General features: G+C 60.5%; 11 protein-coding genes. 6 read left to right on the forward strand and 5 right to left on the reverse strand.

What is annotated here, in order from left to right:
* Positions 1 to 224 precede the first annotated feature (224 nt).
* The 4 genes from ptsP to ACW9IR_RS04120 all read left to right on the forward strand — a co-directional run bounded on the left by ptsP (position 225) and on the right by ACW9IR_RS04120 (position 7,498).
* Complete coding sequence (gene ptsP / locus ACW9IR_RS04105; RefSeq protein WP_150705917.1) at positions 225 to 3,086, forward strand: phosphoenolpyruvate--protein phosphotransferase; 2,862 nt, start codon at positions 225 to 227, stop codon at positions 3,084 to 3,086.
* Positions 3,086 to 4,027 carry a 1-phosphofructokinase gene (pfkB, locus tag ACW9IR_RS04110; protein ID WP_457461795.1) on the forward strand — a complete coding sequence of 314 codons (942 nt, stop codon included), beginning with the start codon at positions 3,086 to 3,088 and terminating at the stop codon, positions 4,025 to 4,027. The genes ptsP and pfkB overlap by 1 nt, the downstream gene beginning before the upstream one ends.
* Before the next feature lie 11 nt (positions 4,028 to 4,038).
* Complete coding sequence (locus ACW9IR_RS04115; RefSeq protein ID WP_457461797.1) at positions 4,039 to 5,772, forward strand: PTS fructose-like transporter subunit IIB; 1,734 nt, start codon at positions 4,039 to 4,041, stop codon at positions 5,770 to 5,772.
* A 184-nt stretch (positions 5,773 to 5,956) separates the two neighbouring features.
* Positions 5,957 to 7,498 (forward strand): alkaline phosphatase D family protein, encoded by a 1,542-nt coding sequence (locus tag ACW9IR_RS04120; protein ID WP_457461799.1) that lies wholly within the window; start codon positions 5,957 to 5,959, stop codon positions 7,496 to 7,498.
* A 224-nt stretch (positions 7,499 to 7,722) separates the two neighbouring features.
* On the opposite strand, the gene ACW9IR_RS04125 is transcribed toward ACW9IR_RS04120, so the two are convergent.
* Together ACW9IR_RS04125 and ACW9IR_RS04130 are read right to left on the reverse strand one after the other, a co-directional pair.
* Positions 7,723 to 10,251 carry a PepSY domain-containing protein gene (locus tag ACW9IR_RS04125; RefSeq protein WP_457461825.1) on the reverse strand — a complete coding sequence of 843 codons (2,529 nt, stop codon included), beginning with the start codon at positions 10,249 to 10,251 and terminating at the stop codon, positions 7,723 to 7,725.
* A gap of 235 nt (positions 10,252 to 10,486) precedes the next feature.
* On the reverse strand, positions 10,487 to 12,805 hold the full coding sequence (locus tag ACW9IR_RS04130; RefSeq protein WP_457461801.1) for a TonB-dependent receptor: 2,319 nt from the start codon (positions 12,803 to 12,805) through the stop codon (positions 10,487 to 10,489).
* A 207-nt stretch (positions 12,806 to 13,012) separates the two neighbouring features.
* On the opposite strand from ACW9IR_RS04130, the gene ACW9IR_RS04135 reads away from it, so the two are divergent.
* Together ACW9IR_RS04135 and ACW9IR_RS04140 are read left to right on the forward strand one after the other, a co-directional pair.
* The gene (locus ACW9IR_RS04135) at positions 13,013 to 13,693 is read left to right on the forward strand and encodes a Fe2+-dependent dioxygenase (RefSeq protein ID WP_102900713.1); all 681 of its coding nucleotides are present in this window, start codon (positions 13,013 to 13,015) and stop codon (positions 13,691 to 13,693) included.
* On the forward strand, positions 13,690 to 14,445 hold the full coding sequence (locus tag ACW9IR_RS04140) for a tetratricopeptide repeat protein (protein ID WP_457461804.1): 756 nt from the start codon (positions 13,690 to 13,692) through the stop codon (positions 14,443 to 14,445). The genes ACW9IR_RS04135 and ACW9IR_RS04140 overlap by 4 nt, the downstream gene beginning before the upstream one ends.
* Before the next feature lie 299 nt (positions 14,446 to 14,744).
* Here ACW9IR_RS04140 and ACW9IR_RS04145 read toward each other — a convergent pair whose 3' ends face one another.
* From ACW9IR_RS04145 to ACW9IR_RS04155, 3 genes are all read right to left on the reverse strand, one after another.
* Positions 14,745 to 15,908, reverse strand: a complete 1,164-nt coding sequence (locus ACW9IR_RS04145; protein WP_016986476.1) for a type III PLP-dependent enzyme — start codon at positions 15,906 to 15,908, stop codon at positions 14,745 to 14,747.
* 651 nt (positions 15,909 to 16,559) lie between these two features.
* Positions 16,560 to 17,717: an osmoprotectant ABC transporter ATP-binding protein OsmV gene (locus ACW9IR_RS04150; RefSeq protein WP_095125383.1), complete on the reverse strand. Its 1,158-nt coding sequence runs from the start codon at positions 17,715 to 17,717 to the stop codon at positions 16,560 to 16,562.
* Positions 17,714 to 18,367 (reverse strand): ABC transporter permease, encoded by a 654-nt coding sequence (locus ACW9IR_RS04155; protein WP_007915307.1) that lies wholly within the window; start codon positions 18,365 to 18,367, stop codon positions 17,714 to 17,716. The genes ACW9IR_RS04150 and ACW9IR_RS04155 overlap by 4 nt, the downstream gene beginning before the upstream one ends.
* Positions 18,368 to 18,376 lie beyond the last annotated feature (9 nt).

Consider the following 18,376-nt stretch of genomic DNA (forward strand, 5'->3'; position numbering starts at 1 on the left):
CATCCGACAAGTTGGACTTCAAGGATGGGACATTATCGAGTAACGTGCCGATCAATCTAGATTAAACGTTTCAGCAAGCGTATTTTCTACGTTTTAGACGTCTTTGGCCGGTTCTGCCGTGAAACCGCCAAAACTGCCGCTGAAAAGCAAAGCGGTAAAGCGCCTAAGCTGCAAACCATCCAAAACAATACCTGGCACTCATGAAGCGCCAAAAAGGAGATCGCATGCTCGAGCTCACTATAGAGCAGATATCCATGGGCCAATCGGCTGTGGATAAACCCGCTGCCTTGCAACTGCTCGCCAATCACCTGGTGGCCGATGGTCTGGTTGCCGACGGTTACCTCGCTGGATTGCAGGCACGGGAAGCCCAGGGCTCGACCTTTCTCGGTCAAGGTATTGCCATTCCCCACGGCACTCCGGAAACCCGCGATCAGGTGTTCGCCACTGGCGTGCGCCTGATGCAGTTCCCGGAAGGCGTGGATTGGGGCGATGGCCAGATCGTTTATCTGGCGATTGGTATCGCTGCCAAATCCGACGAACACCTGCGCCTGCTGCAACTGCTGACCCGTGCCCTCGGCGAGACCGATCTGGGCCAGGCCCTGCGTCGCGCCAGTTCACCTGAGGCGCTGCTGAAACTGCTGCAAGGCGCGCCGCAGGAACTGGCGCTGGACGCGCAGATGATTGGCCTCGGTGTCTCCGCCGATGATTTCGAAGAACTGGTCTGGCGTGGCGCACGTCTGTTGCGGCAGGCCGATTGTGTGAGCAACGGTTTTGCTGGCGTGTTGCAGCAGGTCGAAGCGCTGCCGCTGGGCGATGGTTTGTGGTGGCTGCACAGCGAGCAGACCGTGAAGCGTCCGGGGCTGGCGTTCGTGACGCCGGACAAACCGATGCGCTACCTCGGTCAGCCGCTCAGCGGTCTGTTCTGCCTGGCCAGCCTCGGCGAGGCACATCAGGCGTTGCTTGAACGCCTGTGTGCGTTGCTGATCGAAGGTCGCGGCCATGAACTGGGCCGCGCTACCAGCAGTCGCAAAGTTCTCGAAGTGCTCGGCGGTGAATTGCCCGCCGACTGGCCGAGCGCGCGTATTGCCCTGGCCAACGCCCATGGTCTGCACGCGCGGCCGGCGAAGATCCTCGCGCAACTGGCGAAGAGTTTTGATGGCGAAATTCGCGTGCGCATCGTCGACGGTCAGGACAGCGCTGTGTCGGTGAAGAGTTTGAGCAAACTGCTCAGCCTTGGCGCCCGTCGTGGTCAGGTGCTGGAGTTGATCGCTGAACCGAGCATTGCCGCGGATGCCTTGCCGGCACTCTTGGCCGCCATCGAAGAAGGCCTCGGCGAAGAAGTCGAGCCGCTGCCAGCGGTGAGTCAACAGCGCGAGGTCATTGCCGACATCGCCGAAGTGCTGATCGCTCCGGCGTCCGGCGCTCAGTTGCAGGCGATCCCGGCAGCACCGGGCATTGCTATCGGGCCTGCGCATATTCAAGTTCAGCAAACCATCGATTACCCCTTGCGCGGCGAGTCTGCCGCCGTTGAGCGCGAACGTCTCAAGCAAGCGCTCAGTGATGTGCGCAGTGACATTCAAGGTTTGATCGAACGCAGCAAAGCCAAAGCCATCCGCGAGATCTTCATCACCCATCAGGAAATGCTCGACGACCCGGAACTGACCGACGAAGTCGACACCCGCCTCAAGCAGGGCGAAAGCGCCGAAGCAGCATGGATGGCGGTGATCGAAGCGGCGGCCAAACAGCAGGAATCGTTGCAGGACGCTTTGCTCGCCGAGCGTGCGGCGGATCTGCGTGATATCGGCCGTCGCGTGCTGGCGCAACTGTGTGGCGTGCAAACGGCGAGCGAGCCTGAGCAACCGTACATTCTAGTGATGGACGAGGTCGGCCCGTCCGACGTCGCACGGCTGGACCCGGCGCGTGTGGCGGGGATTCTCACCGCACGCGGCGGCGCCACCGCGCACAGTGCAATCGTTGCGCGAGCGCTCGGGATTCCGGCGCTGGTCGGCGCTGGCGCAGCGGTGTTGTTGCTGGCGCCGGGCACGCCGTTGCTGCTCGACGGTCAACGCGGTCGCCTGCACGTCGACGCTGATGCTGCGACTCTGCAACGCGCCGCCGAAGAGCGCGACACCCGCGAACAACGTCTGAAAATTGCCGCCGAACAACGCCATCAACCGGCACACACCACCGACGGTCACGCCGTTGAAGTGTTCGCCAACATCGGCGAAAGCGCGGGCGTGATCAGTGCGGTGGAGCAGGGCGCCGAAGGCATTGGTCTGCTGCGCACCGAACTGATTTTCATGGCCCATCCGCAAGCGCCGGACGAGGCGACGCAAGAAGCCGAATACCGCCGCGTCCTCGATGGCCTCGCCGGTCGTCCGCTGGTGGTCCGCACCCTTGACGTTGGCGGCGACAAACCGCTGCCGTATTGGCCGATTGCCAAGGAAGAAAACCCGTTCCTCGGTGTGCGCGGCATTCGCCTGACCTTGCAGCGTCCGCAGATCATGGAAGCGCAATTGCGCGCCTTGCTGCGTTCGGCGGATAACCGTCCGCTGCGGATCATGTTCCCGATGGTCGGCAGCGTTGAAGAGTGGCGTCAGGCCCGCGACATGACCGAGCGTCTGCGCCTGGAAATCCCGGTCGCCGATCTGCAACTGGGGATCATGATCGAAGTGCCGTCCGCCGCTCTGCTCGCGCCGGTACTGGCCAAGGAAGTCGACTTCTTCAGTGTTGGCACCAACGACCTCACGCAATACACCCTAGCCATCGACCGTGGTCACCCGACCCTGTCGGCGCAGGCGGATGGATTGCACCCGGCGGTGCTGCAACTGATCGACATCACCGTGCGCGCGGCCCATGCCCACGGCAAGTGGGTTGGTGTTTGCGGTGAGCTGGCGGCGGATCCGCTGGCGGTACCGGTGCTGGTCGGCCTCGGTGTTGATGAGCTCAGTGTCTCCGGGCGCAGCATTGCCGAAGTCAAGGCACGCATCCGCGAACTCAGCCTGACCCAGGCGCAAACCCTTGCTCAACAGGCCCTGGCCGTGGGCAGCGCCAACGAAGTGCGCGCATTAGTGGAGGCCCTGTGATGGCCAAGATTCTTACCCTGACCCTCAACCCGGCGCTCGACCTCACCGTTGAGTTGCCACGGCTGGAGGCCGGTCAGGTCAATCGCAGCGACGAAATGCACACCCACGCCGCCGGCAAAGGCGTGAACGTCGCCCAGGTGCTTGCCGACCTTGGTCATCAATTGACGGTCAGCGGGTTTCTCGGCGAAGACAATCTGCAAGCGTTCGAAACCCTGTTCGCCAAGCGCGGTTTTGTCGACGCGTTTATCCGCGTGCCGGGTGAGACGCGCAGCAACATCAAAGTGGCGGAGCAGAGTGGACGCATCACTGACATCAACGGCCCGGGGCCGGTGGTCGATGCCGCCGCGCAGCAGGCGTTGCTGGATCGTCTGGTGCAGATTGCACCGGGTCACGACGCCGTGGTGGTCGCCGGCAGTTTGCCGCGTGGAGTCACGGCGCAATGGTTGCGTGAGCTGATCGAACGGCTCAATCAACTTGGCCTGAAAGTCGCGCTCGACTCCAGCGGCGAAGCCTTGCGCGCGGCGTTGAAAGCCAGTCCGTGGCTGATCAAACCGAACACTGAAGAACTCGCCGACGCGCTCGGTTGCGAAGTGGTTTCTCACGCGGCGGAAGCGCAAGCAGCGGCGCGTTTGCATGCGCAAGGCATCGAGCACGTGGTGATTTCTCACGGTGCTGATGGCGTGAACTGGTTCAGCGTCGGCTCGGTGCTGCACGCCACGCCACCAAAGGTCAGCGTTGCCAGCACGGTGGGTGCCGGTGATTCGCTGTTGGCCGGCATGCTCCACGGTTTGCTCAGCGCCGACACGCCTGAACAAACCCTGCGCACGGCTACCGCGATTGCGGCGATGGCGGTGAGCCAGATCGGTTTCGGCATCAACGACGCTGCGCAACTGGCGCAGCTCGAACAGGGCGTGCGCGTGCGTCCCCTGACAGAACAATAAGAGGGTTTGTCATGAAATTAGCCATTGTTACGGCTTGCCCGAACGGCATGGTCACCAGTGTGCTGTGCGCGCGTTTGCTTGATGCGGCGGCGCAGCGTCAGGGTTGGAGCACCAGCGTGGAAGTGGTCGATGCGGCGCACCCGGAACGCGAGTTGTCGGCGGCGACCATTGCAGCGGCCGAGTGGGTTTTGCTGGTTGCCACCGGCGCGGTCGACATGACGCGTTTTGTCGGTAAACGTGTTTTCCAGATCGCCCCGGCGCAGGCGTTGCAGGATGTTGAAGCGGTGCTGCGTCGTGGTGCTGAAGAGGCTGAAGTTTACGTCGCCGGCGCTGTTGAACCGGTTGCTGATGCGCCGCGCGCGCCACGCCTCGTCGCCATCACCGCATGCCCGACCGGTGTCGCCCATACCTTCATGGCCGCCGAAGCCTTGCAGCAAACCGCCAAGCGTCTGGGTTACGAACTGCAGGTCGAAACCCAAGGCTCGGTGGGCGCGAAAACCCCGTTGAGCGCAGCGGCGATTGCCGAAGCCGACGTGGTGTTGCTGGCGGCGGATATCGAAGTCGCCACCGAGCGATTCGCCGGCAAGAAAATTTATCGCTGCGGCACTGGCATTGCGTTGAAACAGTCCGAGGCGACGCTGAAAAAAGCGCTGGCCGAAGGTGTTGTGGAAAGTGCTGCGGGTGACGGCAAGGCACCGGCCAAGCAAGAAAAAACCGGCGTCTACAAACACCTGCTGACCGGCGTGTCGTTCATGCTGCCGATGGTGGTGGCCGGCGGTTTGATGATCGCGCTGTCGTTTGTGTTCGGCATCACCGCGTTCAAGGAAGAAGGCACGCTGGCCGCTGCGTTGATGCAGATCGGTGGCGAGACCGCGTTCAAATTGATGGTGCCGCTGTTGGCCGGTTACATCGCTTACTCGATCGCCGACCGTCCGGGCCTGGCGCCGGGGATGATTGGCGGCTTGCTCGCGAGTACGTTGGGTGCTGGTTTTATCGGTGGCATCGTCGCCGGTTTCATCGCCGGTTATGCGGCCAAGGCGATCAGTCGATATGTCGCCTTGCCGCAAAGTCTCGAAGCACTGAAACCGATTCTGATCATCCCGTTGTTCGCCAGTCTGTTTACCGGGCTGGTGATGATTTACGTGGTCGGCAAACCGGTCGCCGGTATGCTCGGGGCGCTCACGCACTTCCTCGACAGCATGGGCACCACCAACGCGATTCTGCTCGGTGTGCTGCTCGGCGGCATGATGTGCGTTGACCTTGGCGGACCGATCAACAAGGCCGCGTACGCATTCTCGGTGGGGCTGCTGGCGTCGCAGAGTTATGCACCGATGGCCGCGACGATGGCGGCGGGCATGGTGCCGCCGATTGGCCTGGGCATCGCCACGTTTATAGCGCGGCGCAAGTTTGCCCAGACTGAGCGCGAGGCCGGCAAAGCGGCGCTGGTGCTGGGGCTGTGCTTTATCTCCGAAGGGGCGATTCCGTTTGCCGCGAAAGACCCGTTGCGGGTGATTCCGGCGAGTATTGCCGGTGGCGCGCTGACCGGTGCGCTGTCGATGTATTTCGGCTGCAAGCTGATGGCGCCGCATGGTGGCTTGTTTGTGCTGGCGATTCCGAATGCGATCAATCATGCGTTGCTGTATCTGCTGGCAATTGTCGCGGGGAGTTTGTTGACTGCTGTGGTCTATGCGACGGTCAAACGCCCGGAAGCGGTCGAGTTGGCGCTGGAACCGGCGAAGGTTTAACTGGCTCCACAAAACCCTGTGGGAGCGAGCTTGCTCGCGAAAGCGGTGTGTCAGCGAATAAGATTTCGACTGATAGGACGCATTCGCGAGCAAGCTCGCTCCCACATTGGTTGTGTGGTGTGTCTGGTGTCATTTCCGGGTCATGTGAGCGTGCTTAAGTTTTCCTTTTTTCAGGGAGAACAGCATGAGCGATTTCAACCCCGGTCGCCGGCGTGTCATGCAAGTCGTCGGCGCCGGTCTGCTGATGCCAAGCCTGGCGCCGGCGGTGATTGCGTCGGTCAAGGATCGTCCGCAGTTGACCGATGGCGTGCAGTCCGGCGACCTGCAAGGCGACCGCGCGATGATCTGGAGCCGCAGCGATCGCCCGGCGCATATGGTGGTCGAGTGGGACACCCGCAGCCAGTTTCGCCATCCACGCCGGCTGGTTTCGGCGCTCGCCGATGCCCGCAGCGACTTCACCGCCCGCGTTGAACTGACCGGGCTGCCCGCCGATCAGGCGATTTTCTATCGCGTGTATTTCAAGGACGCCCGCACCGGCGTCGCCAGCGAACCGTGGCTGGGTCACCTACGCAGCGCTCCGACGGCGCGGCGCAATATTCGTTTCGTCTGGAGCGGCGACACCGTCGGCCAGGGCTTCGGTATCAACCCGGACATCGGCGGCATGCGCATCTACGAAGCCATGCGCCTGCGTTTGCCGGACTTCTTTATCCACAGCGGTGACACCATCTATGCCGACGGCCCGGTGCCCGCTCAACTGACCACCGAAAACGGTCGGGTGTGGCGCAACCTCACCACTGAAGCCAAGAGCAAAGTCGCGCAGACCCTCGACGACTATCGGGGCAACTACCGCTACAACCTGATGGACGAAAACATCCGTCGGTTCAACGCCGAGGTGCCGCAGATCTGGCAGTGGGACGACCATGAAGTGGTCAACAACTGGTCCCCGGGCAAGCAGCTCGACGAGCGTTATCAGGAAAAAGATATCCACACCCTGGTCGGGCGCGCACGCAAGGCGTGGCTGGAATATTCGCCAATGCGTTTGCAGGCTGCCGACGGCGGCGGGCGGATTTATCGCAAGATCAGTTACGGGCCGATGCTCGATGTGTTCGTGCTCGACATGCGCAGTTATCGCGGCGCCAATGACGACAACCTCGGCGCGGCGAAACCCTTTCTCGGGCGTGAGCAACTGGACTGGCTCAAACGAGGTTTGAAGAAGTCCAAAGCCCAGTGGAAGGTCATCGCCGCCGACATGCCGATTGGTCTGGGTGTGCCGGATGGCGAGGTCAGCCCGGGTGTGGCGCGTTGGGAAGCGGTGGCCAACGGTGACCCGGGACCGGCGCAGGGGCGTGAGGTGGAAATCGCCGAGTTGCTCGGTTATCTGCGTAAGCAGCAGGTGCGCAATTTTGTCTTTCTCACGGCCGACGTGCACTACTGCGCGGCGCATCACTATCACCCGGATCGCGCGGCGTTTCAGGATTTCGAACCGTTCTGGGAGTTTGTTGCGGGGCCGTTGAATGCCGGGAGCTTTGGGCCTAATCCGCTGGATAAAACCTTTGGCCCGGAAGTGGTGTTCGAGAAGGCGCCGCCGGCGCAGAACACGTCACCGTTTGCCGGGTTTCAGTTTTTTGGCGAGGTGAATATTGAAGGGGGGAGTGGGGAGATGAGTGTGGTGTTGCGGGATTTGAATGGGGTGGCGGTTTTTGAGAAAAAGTTGCAGCCCGCTTGAAGATCAAAAGCTAACCCTCACCCCAGCCCTCTCCCGGAGGGAGAGGGGGCTGACCGAGGTGTCTTGCGTCATACATCGACCTGAGAGATCGAGTCGATTATGAGATCAGCACAAAGCCTTTCTCGATTATGGATTCGGTAAAGCAGTCGCAGGTCGGCGTACATCTCAAGCATCCCCCAATCAGTCCCCTCTCCCTCCGGGAGAGGGTTAGGGTGAGGGGCTCTTTAATAGACATCACGCCGATATCGACCCTGCTCAATCAACCGCTCCACTTCAGCGGCACCGAGGATGTCGTTGAGTGCCTGATCCACGCCCGAAGCCATGCCTTGCAGGCTGCCGCAGATGTAAATCACCGCTCCGTCCGCCAGCCACTTCTTCAACTCACCCGCCGACTCACGCAAACGATCCTGCACATAAACCTTCTCCGCCTGATCCCGCGAAAACGCCAGATCCAGCCGCTCCAGATCACCATTGATCAACCACTCTTCCAGCTCCGCGCGGCAGAGGAAATCATGTTCGCGATTACGCTCGCCAAACAGCAACCACTGGCGCTGTTGACCATCGGCAATCCGCGCCTTGAGCAAACTGCGCAGCCCGGCCAGACCGGTGCCGTTGCCCAGCAGAATCATCGGTACGGGTTCGTTCGGCAGATGGAAACCACTGTTGCGTCGCACCCGCAAACTGATACTGCCGCCCACTGGCGCGTGTTCAGTCAGCCAGCCAGAACCGATGCCCAGGGTGCCATCGGCATGCTGTTCCTGACGCACGATCAACTCCAGCACGCCGTCGGCGGCAATCGAGGCGATCGAGTATTCGCGCATGGCCAGCGGCACCATCGCATCGACCAGTGATTGCGCATGCAAACCGACTAGATGGGCGCGGTGCTCGGGCAATTGCCGCGACGCCAGCGCGACTTCCAGAGGTTCGTCGAGGCCGTTGATTTTCACTGTGGTCTCGCCACGAATGCCGAGGCCGTCGAGGAAGTGTTCGATGGCCCACGGGCAGTTGCGCGGCAGCACCTCGACCAGGTCGCCGGCCAGCCAACTGCTGGTGTTCGGTGCGCTCAAGCCCAACAGATAGACCGGTGAGCCGCTGCTGTCCGGGTTCATCAGTTCGCGGCGGACCAGCGTCCAGTTGTCGTAACTCGGCGCCTGCCAAGTATCGATGGGGGCTTGCCCGGTGAGCAGGCCGAGTTGGGTTTGCCAGTGACGCAGGGCATACGGATCACCGCTGTCGACTTCCACCGGGGCAAACAATGTCTTGCCGCCGTGCTCAGCCAACCATTGGTGCAGGCGTTTGGCGAAACCACAGAAGTGCTGATACTGACGATCACCGAGACCGAGCACCGAGTAATTCAGGCTGTCGAGCGTTGCCGCCTTGCCGAGCACTTTGCGCTCAAATCCGCGCGCGCTGTCCGGTGCTTCGCCGTCGCCAAACGTGCTCACCACAAACAGCGCGTTGTTCGATTCACGCAGATCCTGCTCGCTGACATTGGCCAGTGGCTGCACCTTCACCGGCAATCCGGCGGCTTGCAATTGCCCGGCGGTCTGCCACGCCAGTTGCTCGGCAAAACCGCTCTGGCTGGCGAAACCGATCAGCCACGCCGAAGCATCGCCGGCCGATTGAGCGAGGCCTTGGCGCGCATCCTTGATCTGCTTTTTCTTGCGCCGACGATCGAGGTACAGCAGCCATCCGGTGATGAAAAACAGCGGCATGCACACCGCTGCGAGCGTGATGATGATCCGCCCGACCAGGCCGAAGTAACTACCGACGTGCAGCGCATAAATGCTGGTCAGCAGTTGCGCCTTGAAGCTCTTGTCGGCGTAGCGGTCGACACGTTTGACGATGCCGGTGGCCGGGTCGAGGGTGATCTGGTTAAGCGCGCGATCGTGCGGCGAAGTTTCCAGCAGATAGAAAACGGTCGCCGGTTGGCCAGCCACCGCCGGCATGCGGATGTTGTAGGCGGCCAGCCCTGGGCCGGCAGCGCTGTAGATGCTGCTCCACATCGCTGCGTAATCGGCAGTCGGCGCCGGACCTTCCGGCGCCGGGCCGCGACCGCCGCGCACGCGCTCGTTTTGCGGCGCGTCGGAGAGCAATTTGGTCAGGCCTTTGTTGTACCACTCATACGACCACGACAACCCGGTCAACGCCAGCAGCAGATAGACCAGCAGGCACCAGGTACCGGCCACCGAATGCAGATCCCAGTTGAAGGCGCGACCTTTTTTCTTCCAGTCCAGCGTCAGCCAGACGCGCCAGCTGTTCCACTGCCGCGGCCAGCGCAGATACAAACCAGAGAGGCAGAAAAACAGCAGGATCAGCGTACAGGCACCGGTGATGTTGCGCCCGGTATCGCCCATGGCAAGGAAGCGGTGCAACTGCAGCATCAGGCCGAAGAAATCCTGGCCAACGGCATCGCCCATGAACTCGCCGGTGTAGGGATCGAAGTAGCGCATCTCGCCACGACGTTCGCCTTTGGGCGGGGTGAAGTAGACGCGTGCCGCGTTGCCGCTGTCGGTTTCAACCCAGAGCATCGAGACTTTTTTGCCGGACGTAGCTTCGATGCGCGCGACCAGTTCCACCGGTGGCAAGACACCGGCGATCTGTTTTTCTACTTGCAGGACGGACGGGTTCAGCGCCCGCAGGATTTCGTCCTGAAACGAATAGGCCGCGCCGGTGATGCCCATCAACGCCAGCACCAGGCCTGCGGTGATGCCAAAAAACCAGTGCAACTGGAACAGGGTTTTCTTCAACACGTCACTCGCCGTCCATTCGGAATTTGTCTTCACGGCGCGCATTATGCCGTGGGTTATCGAGAAGCGTTCTTTCTTACGCACAAAAGCCCCGTTCAATTGAATGAACGGGGCTGAGCCTGTTGATCACATCACCTGTGGGAGCGAGCTTGCTCGCGAATGCAATCTGTCAGTGACATGAAGGCTGACTGACCCACCGCTTTCGCGAGCAAGCTCGCTCCCACAGGTTCCACCGTGTTTAGAAGTGGAAGTTAGTGCTCAACAGTGCCGTACGGCCCGCCGCCTGGTTGGCGAAGTGGGTCGAGAAGGCTTTGTCGTAGTAGGTTTCGTTGGTCAGGTTCTGCACGTTGAGTTGCAGGTCGACGTTCTTGGTCAGCTTGTAAGCCGCCATCGCGTCGTAGCGAACATACGAATCGACCATGGTGGTGTTGGCCACGCTGCCGTACACGTCGTCGACGTAGAACGCACCGCCACCGATGGTCAGCTTCGGCGTGACCTGGTAAGTGGTCCACAGGCTGGCGCTGTTTTTCGGCGTGTTAGGCAGTTCGTTGCCATCGTTGGCCTTGCCCATCGGGCCACCGTCGACTTGTTCGCTGTCCATGAAGGCGTAACCGGCGAACACTTGCCACTTGTCGGTGATCTTGCCGCTGGCCGACAGCTCGACACCTTGCACACGGGTCTTGCCGGCGTTTTCGTACGAGGTGGTGTCGACTTGCACACGAGCGTTTTCTTTCTCGGTGCGGAAGATGTCAGCGGTCAGCGACAGGCGATCATTGAGCAGATCCCACTTGGTACCGATTTCGTAGTTCTTGGTGGTTTCCGGCTCCATGTCGCTGCTCAGCAGGTTGCCGCTGCGATCCGGCGTGCCGCCCAACGGGTTGCCTTCCTGACCTTCGCCCAAGGTGTTGCCCGGCGGCGTGGCCGAGGTGGCGTAGGAGGCGTAGATGCTGCCGTTTTCCGCAGGCTTGTAGACGACGCCGAACTGACCGGTGACGAACTCGCTGGTGTCATCGCCCTTGGACGTGGTGGTGCCAGCGGCGTTGTAGGTCTTGTAGTCGGTATCGAAGTGGTCGTAACGCAGCCCCATGTTCACCAGCCACTGCTCGTTCAGCTCCAGGGTGTCGAACACATACAGTGCGTAGGTGTTGGCCTGGGTGTCGGTGCCGGCGTAGTTGCGCGAGATTGCGCCGTTCCACGGATCGTTTGCGTTTGGATTCGACAGCGAGGTGCAGTTGTAGCCACTCGAAGCGCCGACCATCGACGGGGTGCAGTTAGTGCTGGAGTTGCCCGGTGTGCGCGGCGTGGTGTCGGTGTTGACGTTGTACGAGGACTTCTGGCTTTCCTCACGGGTGTATTCAACGCCGGTGGAAAAGCTGTTCTTGAAGCCGGCGACGTAGAAGTTGCCGAACAGGTCAGTCTGGTTGGTGGTGGTCTCGGTATTGCTCACCCGAGTATTCGCCCGACGCCAGACCGTGCCGTTGTTGACGTTGCCCTTGCTGTCGTCCGGCTGGGTCAGGATGTAATCCTGCATGCTGGTGCCGTGACGCAGGGTGTTCTTGATCGTCAGCGAGTCGCTCAGGTCATGCTCGATGGCGAAGGTCGCGGTGTCGGTGCGGCCCTTGCGGAAGTCGCGATCCAGACCGTAGAAGTTGCTGTGATCACCGCCGGCGTATGGCTTGTCCGGATTGGACTTGGTGCGTGCAGCGGAGCCACCGGCCGGAATGGTGTACGGCACGCCCGAATCCGGGGTGTCGTTGCTTTCGAGATGGTAGTAGTCGAGGTTGACGCGGGTGTCGGTGCCCAGGCCAAACGCCAGAGAAGGCGCGATACCCCAGCGGTCGTAATCGACCTTGTCGCGACCGGCGACATTGCTCTCGTGGCTCATCAGGTTCAGACGGCCAGCAGCGGTGTCGCTGAACTGGTAGTTGCCGTCGAGGGTGTAACGCTGGGTCTGGTCGGAGCCCCAGGTGAAGCCGCCATCGAACGAGTTGCCCAGGTGCGCTTTCTTGCTCACCAGGTTGATGCTGCCGCCGGCCGCGCCACGACCGCCGATGGCGGAGTTCGGGCCCTTGCTGACTTCGATGTTTTCCACGGCGAAGATCTCGCGGCTCTGCGAACCGGTGTCGCGCACGCCGTCGAGGTAGGTATCGCCCTGGGCGTCGAAACCACGAATGAACGGACGGTCGCCCTGTGGGTTGCCGCCTTCACCGGCGCCGAAGGTGATGCCCGGCACGGTGCGCAGCGCGTCCTGCATGTTCAGGGCGCCGGTGTCTTTGAGGACTTGTTGCGGAATCACGGTGACCGAGCGCGGCGTGTCGACCAGCGGCGCGGTGTACTTGGGCGAGGAGGCTTTTTCGACCTGGTAGGACGTTGAGTCCTGCGCTTCGCCGGTGATGGCGGTGGCGTCCAGGGCGATGGCATTGCCGGTGGCTTTGCTGTCGGTTTTTTCCGCGGCGAAGACCATCTGGCCAGCGGAGCCGGCGGTGATTGCCACACCGATTGCAGAGGCGAGCAGACGTGGTGAACTGACCGGTAATTGTGCGTGTTGACGTGCCATTTTTATTCCCCTCCCCAAGGATTTGAGGCGGCGGAATATAGGTTAAACAAGTATTCGTATCAATTGCGAAACATTGTTATTCGCACTGAATTTACATTCTTTACAATTTAACCTTACGGTTTTTGCCAGTTCATTCGTCTCTCGGGTTTTACACAGTCAATAAGAATCAATACCATTGCCGCCTCTTTGCCATCAGGTGACATCGCCATGCTGCTGCACATCCCCGGATTGTTCGCGAAAGACGAAGTGCAGCGCATTCGTGAGGCACTGGAGCAGGCCGATTGGGCCGATGGCAAGATCACCGCCGGCTTTCAATCGGCCAAGGCAAAGCACAATCTGCAACTGCCAGAAGGTCATCCGCTGGCCAAGGAAATCGGCGCGGCGATGCTTGAACGGCTGTGGAAAAACCCGCTGTTCATGTCCGCCGCGCTGCCGCACAAAGTCTTCCCGCCGTTAGTGAACTGTTACACGGCCGGTGGCAGCTTCGATTTCCACATCGACAACGCGGTGCGCCAGCCCAAGGGCAGTATCGAACGGGTGCGTACCGATATGTCGGCGACGCTGTTCTTCAGCGAGCCTGAGGATTACGACGGCGGCGAACTGGAAATCCAGGACACCTACGGCACCCAGCAGGTGAAACTGCCGGCCGGCGATATGGTGTTGTACCCCGGCACCAGCCTGCACAAGGTCAACGCGGTCACTCGCGGTGCGCGTTATGCGTCGTTTTTCTGGACGCAAAGTCTGGTGCGCGAAGACAGCCAGCGCGCGTTGCTGTTCGAGATGGACGGGGCGATTCAACAGCTCACGCAGGACATGCCTGATCACCCTTCGCTGATCCGCCTCACCGGCACCTATCACAACCTGCTGCGGCGCTGGGTCGAGGTATGAGTTTCCAATTGCGTCGCGAGGAAGTCCTCGACGGCGAACAACTCAGCGCCATGCTCGCCGAAAGCCCGGCGCGTGCCGCGCAAGCGATTTTGCTGGCGGCGGGTGAGGGCGAAGTCGAAGCGCAGGCCTTGCTTGGGCAGATTCTTCTCGATGGCCAGGGCATCGCCCAGGATCAAGCGCTGGCGCTGCGCTGGTTTGGCATCGCCGCCGGGCGTGGGCATCTGATGGCGCGCAACATGCTCGGGCGTTGTCATGAGCATGGTTGGGGCGTTGCTGCGGATACGTCGGTTGCTGCGCAGCATTACCGGATCGCAGCGAATGCCGGGCTGGATTGGGCGATGTACAACCTCGCCAATCTGCTGGCGACCGGGCGGGGTGTGGCGGTGGATCACCTGCAGGCGCTGGCGCTGTATCGGCGTGCGGCTGAATTGGGCCATGCGAAGTCGATGAATCTGTTTGGGCGGTATCTGGAGGAAGGGCAGGTGTGCCCGGCGGATCCTTTGGCGGCGCGTGAGTGGTATCGGCGTTCGGCCGAGGGTGGGGATTTTCGTGGGCAGTTCAGTTTCGCTGCAGTTTTAGCGGATGAGGGGCGGATTGATGAGGCGGTCGATTGGCTTGAGAAAGCATTGGCCGGCGGCAATCTGAATTTTCTGCGGGTGGCGAGTCAGACGCTGTCAGGTGCGACAGATCCCAGGATTCAGGGGATGGCTGCTCGGTTCGCGCTTCGATGCACAGACTTGCAGTGCGTCTGAATTCGCAAGCCCTCACCCTAACCCTCTCCCGGAGGGAGAGGGGACCGATTGGGGGATGCTTGAGAGGTGCGCCGACCTGAAAGTGCTTTGCCGAATCCATAATCGACGCGGTATTTCCGGTCGGTGAATGACGCTTTACACCTCGGTCGGCTCCCTCTCCTTTGGGAGAGGGCTGGGGTGAGGGCCCTCGGTCTCAAGTACCCCGCAAAACTTCAAGCTGAACGCACAGACACAAAAAAGCCCATGACACGTCATGGGCTTTTCACTTGCAGCTAGCAGCTTGAAACTCGCAGCTGCTCTTACACGTAAAACGATTTCAACGGCGGAAAACCATTGAACTCAACCGCGCTGTAACTGGTGGTGTAAGCACCGGTCGACAACCAGTACAGACGATCACCAATCGCCAGGTTCAGCGGCAGGCCGTACTTGTAGTTCTCGTACATGATGTCGGCGCTATCGCAAGTCGGTCCAGCGATGACGACTTCTTCCATCTCGCCTTTCTTCTCGGTCCAGATCGGGAACTTGATCGCTTCGTCCATGGTTTCGATCAGGCCGGAGAACTTGCCCACATCGGTATACACCCAGCGCTCGACCGCAGTGCGCGACTTGCGTGCAACCAGCACCACTTCGCTGACCAGAATACCGGCGTTGGCGATCAGCGAACGGCCCGGCTCAAGAATGATTTCCGGCAGGTCATCACCGAAATCTTCTTTCAGGAAGCGGATGATTTCTTCGGCGTAGGTTTCCAGGCTGTTGGTGCGGGTGATGTAGTTGGCCGGGAAGCCACCGCCCATGTTGATCAGCTTCAGGTGAATGCCGTCTTCTTCTTTCAAGCGCTCGAAGATCACTTTGACCTTGGCGATCGCTGCGTCCCAGACGCTGATGTCGCGTTGCTGCGAGCCGACGTGGAACGAGATGCCGTAAGGCACCAAGCCGAGGTCGCGAGCAAGGATCAGCAGATCCATGGCCATGTCGGTCTGGCAGCCGAATTTGCGCGACAGTGGCCAGTCAGCCGTGGTCGAGCCTTCGGTGAGAATACGTACATAAACTTTCGAACCCGGTGCAGCCTTGGCGATGTTGCGCAGGTCGGCTTCGGAGTCGGTGGAGAACAGGCGCACGCCCTTCTCGTAGAAGTAGCGGATGTCCTTGGATTTCTTGATGGTGTTGCCGTAGCTGATACGGTCGGCGCTGACGCCGCGATCCATCACCTTGTCCAGCTCGTAGATCGAGGCGATGTCGAAGCTCGAACCTTTCTCTTTGAGCAGGTCGATGATCTCGACGGCCGGGTTGGCCTTGACCGCGTAGTAGACCTTGGCGAATTCGAAACCGGCGCGCAGGTCATCGTAGGCCTGGCTGATCATCGCGGTGTCGATCACCACGAACGGGGTTTCCTGTTTGTCGGCGAACGCCTTCATTTTGTCGAATGTAGCGCGCGCGAAATAGTCTTCGACCTGGATCGACATACTTGGGACTCCTAGTGGCAAACGTCGTTAATCAATGGGTGCAAATGAACGTCCTCCGTATCCCCACTTTGGTTCGCCTACTTCCCAAGGCATGTCGCCGAAAGCAAAAAGGCCATGGGATGTGCAGCTTTCCCTTGGCCTTGCTGTCTCGTCGTCAGTACTTGAGCCGGATGGATCGTTTCCAGCATGGACGTTCGGCGCGAACTTTAGGGCGTGAGGGGCGTGAGATCAACTAAAAATGTCGCGTTTTTGCACGCTTCTGACGTGCGTCGCGTTCATCACTCTTTGTAGCCGACCGAGATGACGGGCAGATGTTCCCCGAGAATTTTCTAGTGTTAAAAATACCTGCACGTTCGCGGATTATGTCGGCGAAGTCGTGGATAAGTGTGATGGCTGCAACATCGGCGACGTTGGCGGCGAGAGAGGGGTGTGAGATGGATTTTGGCTGTTTCGCAGGTCGCTTTAGATAGGCTTTGAGCTTATTCGGTGTTGAGATTCTTTTCCGCCTGATGAGTGAAGAAAAAATCACCCGGATCCTGTGGGAGCGAGCTTGCTCGCGAAGGCTTTTTCACAGTCGACATCGTTGTTGACTGATATTTCGCTTTCGCGAGCAAGCTCGCTCCCACAGGGTTTTGTGTTTTTACCGGTTAATCAGGCGACCACTGCTTCAGCCGGCGAGACGATACTGGTCTTCATCCCGCGCGAGCGACCCGAACTCAGATAAGCCGCAATCGACTCCTGCGTCACCTCGCCGAGGAATACCCGCTCGGCATCCATCACCGGCAGCCACGAACGGTTGAACTCGTACATGCGCGACAGCAGGATGCGCAAATGCTCGTCGTACGCCGCCGTGGCATTGAACTCACGGAGGAACTGCGCGCAAGTGCCAGTCTGACGATGCAGATCACGACGACGCACATAGCCCAGTGCCTTGTTCTCGGCACAGGTGACCACCACATAGCGACGGTCATGCTCATCCATCAATTCCAGCGCATCGGCCACCGGCGTTTCCGGGCTCACCGACGGCGCGTTGTCCGCCGCATCTTCGGCTTTCACCAGCAGCAGACGCTTGAGCGTGCTGTCCTGGCCGACGAAGCTGCTGACAAAGTCGTCTGCCGGGTGCGCGAGCAGCGTGTCCGGATGGTCGATCTGCAGCAGCTTGCCAGCGCGGAAGATTGCGATCTTGTCGCCGAGCTTGATCGCTTCGTCGATGTCGTGGCTGACCATGATCACGGTCTTGTTCAGCGCGCGTTGCATCTCGAAGAACTCGTTCTGGATCATCTCGCGGTTGATCGGGTCGACCGCACCGAACGGTTCGTCCATCAGCAACAACGGTGCATCAGCGGCCAGTGCGCGGATCACGCCGATGCGCTGTTGCTGGCCGCCGGACAGTTCGCGCGGATAGCGATGCAGATACTGCTTGGGCTCCAGCTTGATCATGCTCATCAATTCGCGAGCGCGGTCGTGGCATCTCTGTTTGTCCCAGCCGAGCAGTTTCGGCACGACGACGATGTTCTCTTCGATGGTCATGTTCGGGAACAGACCGATCTGCTGGATCACGTAGCCGATGTTGCGACGCAGGGTCACTTCGTCGAGATCGGTGGTGTCTTCGCCATTGATGAGGATCTTGCCCGAGGTCGGTTTGATCAGGCGGTTGATCATTTTCAGCGTGGTGCTTTTGCCGCAACCCGATGGCCCGAGGAACACACAGATTTCGCCTTCATTGACGGTCAGGCTTACCGAGTCCACGGCTTTGACATCTTTGCCGTTGCTTTGGAAAGTTTTGCTGAGGTTTTGAAGTTCGATCATTTGAGCAGTCCTTTTGGAGTCAACGAGCGTTGCAGCCATTGGAGAAACAGGTCAGCGAAAATGGCCAGAAGACTGACCAGCAGCGCGCCGACGATGAGCATCGACATGTCACTGCGGCTGATGGAGGCGAGGATCAACACACCGAGGCCGCCGGCGCCGATGGTCGCGGCGATGGTCATCACGCCGATGTTCATCACCACGGCGGTGCGCACGCCAGCGAGGATCACCGGCACGGCGATCGGCAGCTCGACCATGCGCAGGCGCTGGCCGAAGGTCATGCCGATGCCGCGCGCGGCTTCACGGATACCCGGTTCCACGCCAGTGAGGGCGAGGTAGGTGTTGCGCATGATCGGCAGCAATGAATAAAGAAACACGGCGGTGATCGCCGGCATCGGCCCGAGGCCCTGGCCGAACTTGGAGTAGAACGGCAGCAGCAGGCCGAACAGGGCAATCGACGGCACGGTCAGCAGCACCGTGGCGCTGGCCTGCAAAGGGCCGGCGAGGGTCGGAAAGCGTGTCATCAGAATGCCCAGCGGCACGCCAACGACAATCGCCAGGGTCACGGCGATGCCGACGAGGGTGATGTGCTGCCAGGTCAGGTGCATCACCTGCTGCCAGTCGAGGTGGGAAAAGGCGTTCAGAAATTCCATGACTTTTCC

Source organism: Pseudomonas sp. SDT291_1_S447 (assembly GCF_054070155.1).

Bases quoted from the DNA above. Each gene is read 5' to 3' on its own strand.
- ptsP (WP_150705917.1), top strand. From the start codon at position 225: ATGCTCGAGCTCACTATAGAGCAGATATCCATGGGCCAATCGGCTGTG.
- pfkB (WP_457461795.1), top strand. From the start codon at position 3,086: ATGGCCAAGATTCTTACCCTGACCCTCAACCCGGCGCTCGACCTCACC.
- ACW9IR_RS04115 (WP_457461797.1), top strand. From the start codon at position 4,039: ATGAAATTAGCCATTGTTACGGCTTGCCCGAACGGCATGGTCACCAGT.
- ACW9IR_RS04120 (WP_457461799.1), top strand. From the start codon at position 5,957: ATGAGCGATTTCAACCCCGGTCGCCGGCGTGTCATGCAAGTCGTCGGC.
- ACW9IR_RS04130 (WP_457461801.1), bottom strand. From the start codon at position 12,805: ATGGCACGTCAACACGCACAATTACCGGTCAGTTCACCACGTCTGCTC.
- ACW9IR_RS04135 (WP_102900713.1), top strand. From the start codon at position 13,013: ATGCTGCTGCACATCCCCGGATTGTTCGCGAAAGACGAAGTGCAGCGC.
- ACW9IR_RS04140 (WP_457461804.1), top strand. From the start codon at position 13,690: ATGAGTTTCCAATTGCGTCGCGAGGAAGTCCTCGACGGCGAACAACTC.
- ACW9IR_RS04145 (WP_016986476.1), bottom strand. From the start codon at position 15,908: ATGTCGATCCAGGTCGAAGACTATTTCGCGCGCGCTACATTCGACAAA.
- ACW9IR_RS04150 (WP_095125383.1), bottom strand. From the start codon at position 17,717: ATGATCGAACTTCAAAACCTCAGCAAAACTTTCCAAAGCAACGGCAAA.
- ACW9IR_RS04155 (WP_007915307.1), bottom strand. From the start codon at position 18,367: ATGGAATTTCTGAACGCCTTTTCCCACCTCGACTGGCAGCAGGTGATG.